This is a genomic window from Candidatus Njordibacter sp. Uisw_058 (assembly GCF_047730065.1).
GTDB lineage: Bacteria > Pseudomonadota > Gammaproteobacteria > Pseudomonadales > Balneatricaceae > Njordibacter.
Genome location: NZ_CP159829.1, coordinates 936,693 through 949,543, shown reverse-complemented (window position 1 = coordinate 949,543; position 12,851 = coordinate 936,693). Strand labels below are relative to the sequence as shown.

13 protein-coding genes are annotated in these 12,851 nt (G+C 42.8%); 1 reads left to right on the top strand and 12 read right to left on the bottom strand.

Features of this window, described 5'->3' with window-relative positions; all coding sequences use genetic code 11:
- Window positions 1–170 precede the first annotated feature (170 nt).
- Window positions 171–1,220, bottom strand: coding sequence for a hypothetical protein (locus ABXT59_RS04375; RefSeq protein ID WP_443637979.1), 1,050 nt, complete (start codon window positions 1,218–1,220; stop codon window positions 171–173).
- A gap of 301 nt (window positions 1,221–1,521) precedes the next feature.
- A complete protein-coding gene (locus tag ABXT59_RS04370) occupies window positions 1,522–1,839 on the bottom strand; it encodes a tetratricopeptide repeat protein (RefSeq protein ID WP_443637978.1) in 318 nt (105 codons plus the stop codon).
- A gap of 601 nt (window positions 1,840–2,440) precedes the next feature.
- Between ABXT59_RS04370 and ABXT59_RS04365 the strand changes: the two genes are divergently transcribed.
- Window positions 2,441–3,214: a ferredoxin--NADP reductase gene (locus ABXT59_RS04365; protein WP_443637976.1), complete on the top strand. Its 774-nt coding sequence runs from the start codon at window positions 2,441–2,443 to the stop codon at window positions 3,212–3,214.
- A gap of 92 nt (window positions 3,215–3,306) precedes the next feature.
- Here ABXT59_RS04365 and ABXT59_RS04360 read toward each other — a convergent pair whose 3' ends face one another.
- The 10 genes from ABXT59_RS04360 to ABXT59_RS04315 form a co-directional block, all read right to left on the bottom strand.
- Window positions 3,307–3,705, bottom strand: a complete 399-nt coding sequence (locus ABXT59_RS04360; protein ID WP_443637974.1) for a putative quinol monooxygenase — start codon at window positions 3,703–3,705, stop codon at window positions 3,307–3,309.
- Between the two features lie 206 nt (window positions 3,706–3,911).
- Window positions 3,912–5,180: a TRAP transporter large permease gene (locus ABXT59_RS04355; RefSeq protein WP_443637973.1), complete on the bottom strand. Its 1,269-nt coding sequence runs from the start codon at window positions 5,178–5,180 to the stop codon at window positions 3,912–3,914.
- On the bottom strand, window positions 5,181–5,738 hold the full coding sequence (locus ABXT59_RS04350) for a TRAP transporter small permease (RefSeq protein ID WP_443637971.1): 558 nt from the start codon (window positions 5,736–5,738) through the stop codon (window positions 5,181–5,183).
- A 2-nt stretch (window positions 5,739–5,740) separates the two neighbouring features.
- Window positions 5,741–6,754, bottom strand: coding sequence for a TRAP transporter substrate-binding protein (locus ABXT59_RS04345; protein ID WP_443637969.1), 1,014 nt, complete (start codon window positions 6,752–6,754; stop codon window positions 5,741–5,743).
- A gap of 770 nt (window positions 6,755–7,524) precedes the next feature.
- Entirely contained in the window at window positions 7,525–8,454 is a 930-nt protein-coding gene (locus tag ABXT59_RS04340) for a hydroxymethylglutaryl-CoA lyase (protein ID WP_443637968.1), read from the bottom strand.
- On the bottom strand, window positions 8,451–9,647 hold the full coding sequence (locus ABXT59_RS04335) for a CaiB/BaiF CoA transferase family protein (protein ID WP_443637966.1): 1,197 nt from the start codon (window positions 9,645–9,647) through the stop codon (window positions 8,451–8,453). The genes ABXT59_RS04340 and ABXT59_RS04335 overlap by 4 nt, the downstream gene beginning before the upstream one ends.
- A complete protein-coding gene (locus ABXT59_RS04330) occupies window positions 9,644–11,137 on the bottom strand; it encodes an aldehyde dehydrogenase family protein (RefSeq protein ID WP_443637964.1) in 1,494 nt (497 codons plus the stop codon). Before ABXT59_RS04330 ends, ABXT59_RS04335 begins: the two co-directional genes overlap by 4 nt.
- Complete coding sequence (locus tag ABXT59_RS04325; protein WP_443637963.1) at window positions 11,134–11,580, bottom strand: hypothetical protein; 447 nt, start codon at window positions 11,578–11,580, stop codon at window positions 11,134–11,136. Before ABXT59_RS04325 ends, ABXT59_RS04330 begins: the two co-directional genes overlap by 4 nt.
- A 61-nt stretch (window positions 11,581–11,641) precedes the next feature.
- The gene (locus ABXT59_RS04320) at window positions 11,642–11,845 is read right to left on the bottom strand and encodes a hypothetical protein (protein ID WP_443637961.1); all 204 of its coding nucleotides are present in this window, start codon (window positions 11,843–11,845) and stop codon (window positions 11,642–11,644) included.
- A 2-nt stretch (window positions 11,846–11,847) separates the two neighbouring features.
- Window positions 11,848–12,840 carry an agmatinase family protein gene (locus ABXT59_RS04315; RefSeq protein ID WP_443637959.1) on the bottom strand — a complete coding sequence of 331 codons (993 nt, stop codon included), beginning with the start codon at window positions 12,838–12,840 and terminating at the stop codon, window positions 11,848–11,850.
- Window positions 12,841–12,851: the final 11 nt, after the last annotated feature.

The following is a 12,851-nucleotide window of genomic DNA, read 5'->3' as shown; positions in this document are numbered from 1 at the left end:
GCAGTTTTGTCATTAGCTATTTTTTTCTATCTCGGTCGGTTTAAAGCCTCTAAGAAGCAGACTGAGCGAGATGACCGTATTGACTGGTCAGTGCGGAATTTTTCAATCTGGAAAATTTTGTTGTATTGCCTCGCACTAGTTGGCAGTATTGTGTTGGTTCAGCAGTTTATTTAGCTGTCGATGGAATGAGCAGCCTCACTCAAATGACGCATTTTTTCCATAGCTAGGTCGCGCCCCAAAATGCCCAGACCACAGTCAGGTCCGGCAATAAGGCGGTGGGCATCAATGTGCTCAAGTGCTTGCAGCAAACGTTGGCGAATTTCCTCCACCGCTTCTACCCGGCTCTTGGCAATGGCCACAACCCCCAGAATGATCTGTGTTGTTTTAAAGTGCTCCAGCAATGTGAGGTCGTTGTAACGGTGGGCATCTTCCAAAGACAAGGCCATGATACTCGAATCTTCCATGGCGTCAGCAATCTGAAAGTAAGATTGAGGTGGAGCCTTGGGGTAATCGACAACATCGATTTTGTCTGGGTAGCCGCAGCACATGTGAGCCGTGCGAACAACTTCTTGGGGGCAATTGTGAAAGGCTCGGTCTAAGTTTTCGACGCCAAATAGTAATGCTCGGTCTGGATAGCGTGCAAAGAGAGGCTCGTCAATTTGAATGTGCCGACAGCCAGCGTCGGCTAGGCTTAAAATTTCGCGGTTGAGTGCCTCAGCGACGGCTTTGCCAAACTCCTTTTGATCACCATAAAACTCGTCCACTAAGGTGTCGGCCATGGTTAAGGGTCCAGGCATGGTGATCTTTACCGGCTTATCAGTGGCCTGTTGCGCACGGCGCCAATCATTGGCAAGAAATAAACGCTCAGATGTGACCGGTGCGCGTACTGTGGGCAGGAACGAGGAGTAGCTGCCATTGCGTAAGCTCTTTTCCGTTAATATGTCAAAATCGATGCCACTCAGCTGTCGACAGTGGTAGTGAATATAATTCTCCCGCGCAATCTCACCGTCTGTGGGTATGTCGATACCTGCGTTGACCTGGTCTTGCACCGCTTGATGGGTGCCGCGGGTAAGGATGGCCTCAAAGTCGTTGCCCATGGCAGACACAGCTGCGGCCCAACCACGGGTGGGGTGGGACGTGTCTAAATTGCCAAACCAATCAGGTAAGTCAATATAATCTGGTTTGGGGTAGGCTCCAATGGTTGTGGTTAGTAATCCCATAGCAACTCCAAGTTAAATTATAAGCACTTATTTTTCTCAGCATAGCATAAATTTAAGTCGCCCAATGTTTAGCCCCTGCATCTAATAATGCAGATCAGATCAGGTTAATATAAAGAGAGGATATTATTTGATGATTGCAGTTTATCAACGACAAGCATTAATATAGACAGACGGATTGGTTTTTGGTGCACGCTTGGGTTCCAATAATTCCTTATTGGAGTTCTCTGTGGCGCTAGTGTTTAACAGCTGGTGTGAGTTCCGTTAGTTGCTTAATTTGGAATTCTAAATCATCAAATTATTTTCAAAGAAATCCTTCATTCCTGCCCTCAGCAAGGATACTCTCCGCTGTTTCTAATTGGTTTTCTTTAATAGGCGCATCAATGTAGCTTAACCAGAATTTTTCTATTTCAGGGAAAGCTTCAAGAGCAGTTTTAAATAATGGCAATGCCAATGCAACCTTATTCAGAGATACTGCTATTAAGCCTAAGTTATGACTGGCATCAGCATGGGTTGGTTGGGATTGCAATATAGCCTGGTAAAGTCGTTCAGCGTCTTGAAGTTTGCCTTGCTTATGTGCGTCGATACCATGTTGCAATGCTTGCTCGATAGTCAGTTTCATTATCTACCCTAATACCTTGGACTAATTACCACCACCATCCAAAACCACCGACTGCTCCACCTCCTCAACAAATCATCGACCCAAATAAACGTAAAATTACTGAACAAGAAATAATATTTGTTTTATTCACCATTAGACTTTTCTCTTAGAAATAATAGTCGTTGTTAGGTGACCTAAAAAACCTCTTCTAAATTGAAAGAGGCTTAAAGCAACAGCTATTTTTTTTATCTCGGTCGGTTTAAAGCCTCTAAGAAGCAGACTGAGCGAGATGACCGTATTGACTGGTCAGTGCGGAATTTTTCAATCTGGAAAATTTTGTTGTATTGCCTTGTACTGGTCGGCAGTATTGTGTTGGTTCAGCAGTTTATTTAGCTGTCAATGGATTATGTTTTTGGTACATGTACATACTTGTAAATAATACAAACGCCTATATATAACCCTTATCAATAGACCCGAAGTCTCTCTGGAACGCTCCAAATTCCTTGGAAACCCTCTGAGACTCTCATGGTAAAAGCATTCCATTAATGTCGGCTTGTGGGGTGTGAACCAAATGGATGACCAACTTAGCTCACCCTTGGGTAATGTCTAACAGGATATTTTAATGACGCAACTAATTACTGAAACAGTTACTAATGTGCATCACTGGAATGACACGCTGTTTAGTTTCAAAACTACGCGAAATGCAGGCTTTAGATTTAAGAATGGCCACTTTGTGATGATTGGTTTACAACACGAGGGCAAACCTTTGATGCGGGCTTATAGTATTGCGAGCGCAAATCATGAAGATGAGCTAGAGTTTTTCAGCATTAAGGTGGAAAACGGCCCACTCACATCTAAACTTCAGCACCTAAAACCAGGCGATGAAATATTAATTGGAAAAAAGCCCACAGGCACTTTGGTAACGGATCAAATGTTGCCTGGTAAGCATTTATACCTTATCGGTACTGGAACAGGTTTAGCACCTTTCATGAGTATTATTAAAGACCCAGAGGTGTATGAACAGTTTGACAAAATCATTCTTGCTCACGGCGTCCGTCAGGTATCGGAACTGGCTTATTGTGATTATATTCAGAATGAACTTCCTGAGCACGAGTATTTTGGTGAATTTGTAAAGCAGAAGCTGCTTTACTATCCATTAGTAACACGTGAACCCTACAAAAATAATGGTCGAATAACTGACATGATGACGTGTGGAAAATTATTCTTAGATTTAGGTATGCCCTTACCTAACAAGCAAGATGATCGGTTTATGCTGTGTGGGAGTTCCAGCATGCTTAAAGACATGTGTAAGATTTTAAACGATAGAGGCTTTTCAGAGGTGAGAAGCGGAAATATGGGGGAATACGCTATAGAACGGGCCTTTGTGGAGAGGTGACCTTGATTCCATTAATATTCCATTATATGTTGTGGCAATAAAACAAAGACAGCAGCTGCACTTTTCGCGGGTTCTAATCCGTGCTCAATAATTTATTCAAAGCGTTCCTTTCTCACATATCCTACTCTGGTAGTTTTGAAATGCTGAAAAGGAATTGTCATTGCTTTTACTTTTTCTAAAACGTCATCAGATACATCTCCATATATTTCTATGGAAAAGTAGTCTGCTAAAGTGCCATGCTTTGCTACATAATCTTGAACGGGTGGATTGTCTAGGTGATCTAAAAAATCACTGCTACGTCTATAAACTTCGCTCCAAACAAATTTGTGAGAGTCATTTGGGTCAGCGTCAAAATTATGGAAAAGCATACCTGGTTCTGATGCCTGAACTGCTTTATCAGCAGTATCTGCGATCTTAAGGTAGGCTTCGACTTGACCTCTTTTAACAGTTACTCTTGCGATTAGGATAAAAGGATTACTGCCATCTGACATTAGATACTCCCCATTAATATATTTAATGCGACACTAAACCCAACACTATAGGGTATTTAAAATTATCCAGCTACATCAGAGTGAAGAAAATCAGTAATTTAGTATGCACCCAGAGTTAATAGGTAATGGTGGGCTTTTGAGCATGAAGTATGTGAGCGCTATATCGTCTATGGTTTCGTATTAGGGACTGGGCCATGCACAAACTATTACTGCAAGAGACTGGGTAACCATGTCGAAGCAAAAGGAAAAGCAATCATTAATAAACCATAAATAATACTGACACCCACAAATAAAGGTACTTGTTTAAATGCCTTACCTGGATTTTCCTGAATAACGCTGGCTGAAGTATATATGCCAACACAAACTGGTGGGGTGATCATCCCAATCCCAGCGAAAGCTACAAATACAACATATAAATGCAAAATGTCTAAATTTAAGGACAAAGCTAATGCTGCAAAAATTGGCACAGTCAAATAAAATACTGGAACGATTTCTACAAATGTTCCTAAAATTAAGCAAATAAGAGCTAAGGCTAACCAGAAAAACCACACTCCACCACCAAGTTCCGTAAAGTATGAGATGATACTTTGTGGCACCTGCGTATAAGTCAAAACCACACTTAAAAAAGTTGCCATTGCAATTATAGAAAATATTACAGCCGTTATAGTGGCTGTTTCCTTTAGGCACTTCAACAAAAGGGAAAAAGTTAATTCACGATAGATTAAGAAACCCATTATTATAGCCCAAACTCCAGCTACTGCTGCAGACTCAGAGGGTGTTAACAAACCAGCATAGATGCCACCAAGTATTATAACTGGGGTTATCAGTGCAGGAATTGCTGTAATAAAAGCCTTTAATTTCTCATAACTCGTAGCTGGCTTGTTAGTTTTTATATGTCGGCATTTAATCAGCACTACAATAATCATAAATACAAGAAGAATGAGCCCAGGAATAATTCCAGCAGCAAAAGTTTGAGCAACGGGTACATTGGTTAAAGCACTGAATAATATAGCTGCGTTAGAAGGCGGTATTAATGCCTCTAATAGCGCAGCAGACGCTGCCAAAACCACAACAAAAGGCTTTGGGTAGCCCTGTTCAATCATCTTAGGCATCATTATTGTTCCAACAGCTGTTATAGCGGCAAGAATTGAACCACAAAAAGCAGCAAAAAATCCCATTGCGATTACCATTGCTATCCCCAAACCTCCTGGCCAATGACCAACCAGTGCTGTTGCAAAACCGACCAACCTCGAAGCGGCTCCACCGCGCAACATTGCCATACCAGCAAATATAAAAAGTGGCACTGCTATCAACACATGTTTGGTTAAGGCGCCAAATGAAACCTGGATCAATGTAGACCAAGGTAAGTTAAGGCCCCAGATTGCTGCAACTGAACTACCTAAACCAAAAACTAAAAAAATCGGCACCGAGCAAAGTAAAAGAACAAGCGAGATAACAGCTGCTAATGAGTACATTTATTTTATTTTCTCTTTTTTATGCATTAAGTTTTTCAAGTCTGTTAAAACTAACTCAATGGAAAATAAACCCAAAATCACAAAACCTACAGGGAACGCTAAGTACATCCACCAAATAGGAATCTCGATTTCTAACTCCATTATTTGACCAAGCTTAAAATATAACAAAGTAGCGTCGAAACCTGCTTTAAAAAATACTATCGAAGCCAAAAGTGCAATCACATGAGAAAAGAGATTAAGCCAATGAAGATTCTCATCACCGATTATTGAAGGAAGAAAGTCAACTTTTATGTGTTGAGCGTTTTTTAATAATGGACCCAATAAGGGAAATACCAGCCAACTAACTAGAACTGGCGGCAACTCAATAAACCAATCATATCCATTACCAGAAACATATCTAGTTATTGCGCTGAGTGTTAATGCAGAAACCATGATTGCAATAATCGCCATTGCGATCATATGAGTGAGTTGCCCAATCAAGACATTCATAGATCGCAATGGCTTAAGAATAAACAAAATTATTCTAATTATTAATATTTGAAAAAGATCAAACGTCATTTTTAATTTGCAACAAATGCTTCAGCAGCGTCTAAAGCATCTGCATCAAAAAGATGGGCCATAGCTGGCATAACTTTTTCGATCATCAACTTATCAAACTTTGCCTTTTCCGCACCACTTAATTCTGTCAGAATGCCTCCACGAGCTACAAATTTAGTTAAAGTACTCTCACCCGCATCTAAGATTGTATTGGTTGAAACATTGCCAATTTCTTGACCCACTTCCATGACAAGTTCTTGCAGATCCACAGGTAAACTATCAAACCAAGATTGGTTTGCCATGATGTAAGCATCCGCAAAATACTGATACGGCTTCTGAGCAAACTTCAGATTTTCCCACCAACTATAGGCCTCAATACTTCCTGGAGGACTGTTGATTGTATCTATCATTCCTGTCTGTAAGGCGGTATAAACTTCTCCTGTAGGAAGCGAAACTCTATTAGCTCCTAACGCATCCCACATTGGTTCTTCACTCTTAAGTAACCTTCTGGCTTTTAATCCTTTCATTGCATCAACACCTGTGAGTTCTCTTTTACTACTAAAAGTCATCACAGGGCCAACAGGATTGTACATAATTAACTTAGAATTAGTCTTAGTTGTAAGTTCATCCCAAATACTCTTACCCATTTTAGATTCTTGAAAAAATGCTCTTTGTTGATCATAAGAATTAAATAATCCTGGGTAAGATGCTACATTAAAGTTTTTATTTATAGATGGGAAGCTAACGACGCCAACTACGCCACCAAGCTCCACAGCCCCTGATGTTATTGCACCCATTACTTCTCGGATTCCAAATAATTGCTTGGAGGGGTAAAACTCTATCCGCAGCCTGCCATCAGATCTCTTAGTCACCTCATCTGCAAACATTTGCGCATGAATTGCACTTTGGTGTGTTGGGCTCCAATGACCTGACATTCTCGCCACAATTTCTTCTGCTGCTACGGAGGTTGATAAGGAGGCAAAAACTCCTATCGTAGCAATCAAGCCAGCTGCTTTTTTAAAATTAATTTTTAACATTCTTTTTACTCCTCGTTGGTTTACTCCACATCTGCCGTTGGGGTTAGCCTATTAGCTTCCACCCGACAATTATTTTTATGGATGTATATTCGCATTCCTGAATGTCCCGATCAAATCACTATACATTCAAGTTCTTTAAAATTACCAATAGAGATAGTTCAGTCATTCATTCAGAAAAACTATGAATCTTTTTCTTCTTTTTCGAACTTAAGTAGATCAGGGGCAGCTGTCCTGTCTAGTGGATATAAAATTCAAACCAACTAGGGCAAGCCGGGGTAGGATACTTAGGCCATATTATTTATACTTTAGAGCTTGGGTTTTCAATAATTATGGCAATACCCTGGCCCTCCAATGCACATTTTCATCAATGTAAAGATTGCAACGGTGTAAATTCATGAGTGGAATTAATTGTGCTAGCCAGTAAAAACCTAGGTCTCTATCTAGTTCAAAGTGGAGACCTAGTTATAATGTTTTTAGATGGTCATTCAATAGTATGTTGCGCCATAGGGAAGTGTGGCTCTAACGTCTAAATAAATGGGATTTTTCTCAGAAACTGCTGTCAGCAACACACTAATAGTTTGGTTAACTACCGCTGAATTTTTATAAAAAGGATTTAAAAACGATGCCTTTATCCCTTGGCAATGAGCCAACGCGCTCTAAATATAAACTAATCGAAAGGGAAACTGGTTTACATAATTTAGTAGAGCAATTTTATTCGATAATGGAAGCCAACCGTGACAGCCAGTCTCTTTTTTTAATCAGTTAAAGCCCTAAATTAAGGGAGAACTAAGAGGTAAACCGGCATTCGGTGTGAAGCCATATAATTCAACATCTGGTAGCGCTTTAGCAACAACATTTCTGGCGGCGATAAGCCTATCAAAATCAATGCCTGTTTTTAGCCCCATGGCCTCTAGCAAGAAAACCAGATCCTCAGTAACTATATTACCGCTGGCACCCGGCGCTGCGGGACAGCCACCAATACCACCCATTGATGAGTCGATGGTGGTTAGGCCTACTTCTACCGCAGCTAGGACATTTGCTAGTCCTTGCCCACGGGTATTGTGCAGATGAATCCCTGTTAGATGTTCTCGACCAATAGCACTCCACACCTTGCCTATTAAACGCTTAACCTGCACAGGATTGGCATATCCAGTCGTATCAGAAAGGCCCACTTCATTGCATCCAGCCTCCATTAAAGCGACTGCTAATTCCTCTACTCGATCTTCTGAAACACTGCCTTCTATGGTACAGCCGAAGGCGGTTGAAAGCGCACCTTCAATGGTAGGCCTTTCATTAATAGGCAACTGCCTAATTAGCTCGACTATGCTTTTCACTTCGTCAAGCATCTGCACATGGGTTCGATTAACATTGCGCAGGCTGTGAGTCTCACTCACTGATATGGGGATGGTAAGCTTGTGGACCCCTGCCATTATTGCTTGCTCAGCTCCCTTGAAATTTGGCACTAAAACGGCCACTTTTAGGCCTTCAATAGTTCTGGCATACTGAGCGACTTCCATCATGTCCGCAAATTGTGGGAATATCCGTGCTGGAACAAACGATCCAACTTCTATTTCTGGAACACCCGCTAAAGCCAAGGCTTTAATCCAGCGTTTTTTAGCCTCAGTAGGCATAATTTGACTGATACTTTGCAAGCCATCTCGCGGGCCAACTTCACTCACCTCGATGTCGATACCTGTCATATTGCTTTTCCTTTTTTAAGCGTCTTTATTTCACTAGTTGTCAAACCAAGTTCACAGAGAATCTCATCGGTATGCTCCCCAAGCATTGGAGGAGGGGTATCTACAGAGGGTGTTTTTCCATCAAGTTTTATCCCCGTACGAGTCACTCGAATATCTCGATTTACGCCTGGCACGTCAGTGTAAGTAGCAACCATGCCCCGCTCTGCAATCTGTGGCTGTGCTAGCGCTTCTGCCACCGTTAAAATAGGGCCACAGGGCACTCCTACTTTATTAAGCAACACAGTCCACTCATCTGTAGTACCGTTCATAAGGGCTACATTGAGACACTCAGAAAGTTCACCACGGTTTTCTAGACGTGCCTGCCGAGTCGCAAATTTAGGGTTTTCAAGTAACTCGTTTACACCTAACACCTCACAGGTTGCTTCAAACTGTTCCTGTTTATTGGCAGCAATGTTGATGAGTCCAGAACCAGTTCTAAAAGTCCCCGACGGACTACCCGTAAAATTTTCATTACCCATTGGTTGAGGTTGTTGATTTGCGTTGAAGTAATTTGAAATCGCAAAACCCATGGTGCTCATGACAGATTCCAGCATTGAAACGTCGATAAAGGTTCCGCGCTTGTCATCTTTTTTTGCCAGTGCTGCTGAAATCGCAAAGGCTGCCGTCATTCCACCAATGGTGTCTGCTATGGGAAAACCAACCCTCAAAGGCGCTGTTTCTGCATCACCAGTGATGCTCATAGTGCCCGACATGCCTTGAATGATTTGATCATATGCTGGCCGACTCTTCAGCGGACCTTCCTGACCAAAGCCAGATATTGCGCAATAAACTAAATCTGCGTTTAGTTCTTTAAGTGCGTCATATCCAACACCAAGACGATCCATCACGCCTGGTCTAAAATTCTCAACGATCACATCAGCGGTTTTAACAAGACGTTTAAATACAGCAACGCCCTCCGCCGATTTAAGATTAATGGTAATGGAGCGTTTACCCGAGTTTTGAGCAAGAAAAGTAGCCCCCATGAGTTTTTGATTAAGCTCAACATCTAAGCCTAATTGCCTGGCTAAATCGCCTCTATTGGGCACTTCAATCTTGATCACCTCGGCCCCAAGGTGGGCGAGTTGACAGCCGCAGAATGGCCCAGACAGAACGTTTGAGAGATCAAGTACACGATAGCCCTCTAAAGGTTTCATGAGCCCTCCTTTTTAGGCTTTAAGCGCTCACCATAGTTTGCATGAACAACTTTGCTATTGGTAAAAAACTCACGGCAATGACTACCCTTTTCAGGGGGGCCATATGATGAATTTTTACGCCCAGTAAATGGTGCATGAAAATCCATACCCGCAGTTGGAAGGTTAATCTGCACCATTCCGGCCTGTACATTGGCGGTAAAATGATCAATTATTTTGCGGTCATTGGAAACAATACCGGCTGACAAACCAAAATCGGAGTCGTTGGCTACCAAGAGTGCTTCATCATAGTTACTGACAGATATGACTGAAGCAATTGGCCCAAATACCTCCTCACGACAAATTTGCATCTCGCGCGTAGCATGAGTAAAAAGAGCTGGCGATAGATACCACCCTGGTGTTGCCCGTTTAAGTTCTTCTCCACCTGTTAAAAGCCTAGCACCCTCGATCTTAGCAGTGCGGAGGTAGTCGAGGTTACTGTTCAACTGCGCCTCACTCACGACAGGGCCTATTTCTGTATCTGGATTACGGGCATCCCCAATTCTCAAACCTTGCATACGATGTAACATCGCAGCCACGAAAGTGTCATGAATGCCCTCAGTTACAATCAGTCGAGATGATGCGGTACATCGCTGGCCAGTTGAATAAAAAGAACCATTAATGGCAAATTCAACAGCACTTTCAAGATCAGCATCATCAAGCACTATGAGTGGGTTCTGACCACCCATCTCCAGCTGCATCTTACCTCCACGGGCAAATGTGGTCGCACCAATCTTGCGTCCAACAGCGGTGGATCCAGTAAAGGTGACTCCTGCCACATCTGCATGTTCAACAAGTGCTGCACCCACTTCTGTACCTTGCCCCATGACAAGATTGAATACACCCTCTGGAAGACCTGCGCGCGAAATAATCTCTGCCAGCGCCCAAGCAGAACCTGACACCAATTCAGCAGGTTTGAAAACTACGGTATTGCCATAGGCCAGCGCTGGAGCAATTTTCCAGGCTGGAATCGCCAACGGAAAATTCCAGGGTGTTATTGCCGCAACAACGCCGATTGGTTCACGTCTAACCTCAAGTGATATGCCTTGCCGAAGAGAACGATAACCCTCTGTCTCTGAGCGATAGACCTCTGCTGCAAAAAACTTAAACAGACTACCGGCTCGATGAGCCTCTGCTACCGCTTCTTTGAGTGTTTTGCCCTCTTCACGGGCTAGAAGATCACCTAACTCATGCTGACGTTGAATAATTTCTGATCCAATTGCATCGAGAATCTCAAATCTTTCGCCAGAGGTGCTGTTTGACCACACGGGCATCGCAGTGGCTGCTGCTGAAACCGCATCTTGCACGTCATTACTAGAGGCAATGGCGTATCTTGCGATGACATCATTGGTGTCTGATGGATTAATATTCTCCATATATTCTAAACTAGGACGCCATTCACCAGCAATAAAGTTATGTTTTATTGGCTGCTCGTTGGCCGTTCGAATGGTCATAGTAATTGCTCCAAAACAGGTCGCCACCCAATATCCTCATGTCGATGATCATAGGTATTTAAGTAAAAAAATTGGCCCGCCTGATAACCACGGCAACAGCGGGCAGTTTCCCGATTTGCATAGGGTGTTGAAGTCCAGCTCACAGCTCCAATCCAATTCCAGAATTGATTATGGGGTGCTTGAAGCACCTTATCACTTAGCACTCCAGACCGATCATTAGGTGTTAGTGTTGGCAAGCCCTCTACTGGCTCTGCTCCTGAGACAAAACAATCCCACTCGTTATCAGTTGGATGGCCACCACTAAGTCCATCAGTGCCAAGCTGATAATCATTGCCTCCAGTCATCAATCGGCATGTGTAAGTTTTTCCATCAATCACCACCTCAGCTCCATCTACATATCCTGCGTCAAATAAATCTTGCCAACTAACACGAACAAGAATCATGCGATCACAAATATAAAGTCGACGAGTACTATCTTCGATAACGATCCAGTTTAAAGTGTTATTAGGGTGGGGGGGGAGTATCTCCCAAGCTCCAACGACTCCAGTCTGGAGCGGGTTCAAACTCAGAAATATTACCAAGCTCCATACCTTTATAAGGCACTGGTAGTATAGAAAAATCAGTGACCCAGGGGCGCGATGGACGAGGTTGAGGTGCACCGTCATGATAGAGTGCACCAAAAGATTTAATACCTTTAAATGTATTCATAATTAATTTGATTTACTAGTGTGAAACATATGTTTGCGAAGCGTGCGTAAGAGCAAATGTGCAGCCATTTGTTGGGTGCGTCCTGAAGGATCAAGTGGTGGGCAAGTCTCTACAATATCTAATCCATCAAACGGTGCTTCCGAAAGAATATCTAGCATTTGGCAATATTGTCTTGGCGTAATTCCACTATGAACAACAGAACCTGTTCCAGGTAAATAACCGGCATCCATAGCATCAATGCAAAGCGAAACATAAAGGCTTTCGCACCCTCTTGTGGCATGCTTAATAGCCAGCTCCATGACTTTGGCAGCCCCAAGGCGATGCACATCTTGGGAAGAGAAAACCTTTCCTCCCATGCTTTTAATCAGCTCATACTCACCTCCATCAATCCAGCCTGATATGCCAATCCAAACCATATTGGGCTGAATAATATTAGAGAACTCAGAAATGCGTCGACCATTAGTGGCATGATTATGAGCGCCCCATGCGCCCAGGCGATTGGTGAAATCTAGGTGCCCATCAACCTGTATATAGCCAAACTTTCGATTTGGATCTCGATCTGAAAGGCCTCGTGAATACCCAAGGCATGCAGGATAACCATTATAATGATCTCCACCTAGCCCAAGAGGTATACCACCAACCGCTGTAATTGCTCGTGTCATTAAGGCAATAGACTCAGTGGTATCTTCCACACAATCTGGAAAAATATCAGCATCACCACAATCAACAATCCATTGATCTTGACGTTTTCGAAGCACATTTTTCAAAATAGGATCAAAAAATTCAGCTTCCTCATGCGAAATAGATTTTGATATTTCAGTAGTAGCCACTCTGAGTGCCTCTGGGCCAAAGCGAGTTCCAACCCGGCTAGAATGTGTCCAGTCAGATGGCATCCCCACAACCCCAAGCACCCCAGGCTGAACTTCTTCGGGAGATCCAAGTGGTGCACTAAAAAGAGAGTGGGCAACAGGGTTCATTTTTGGAAAATTTGACATAAGTTAGAGTT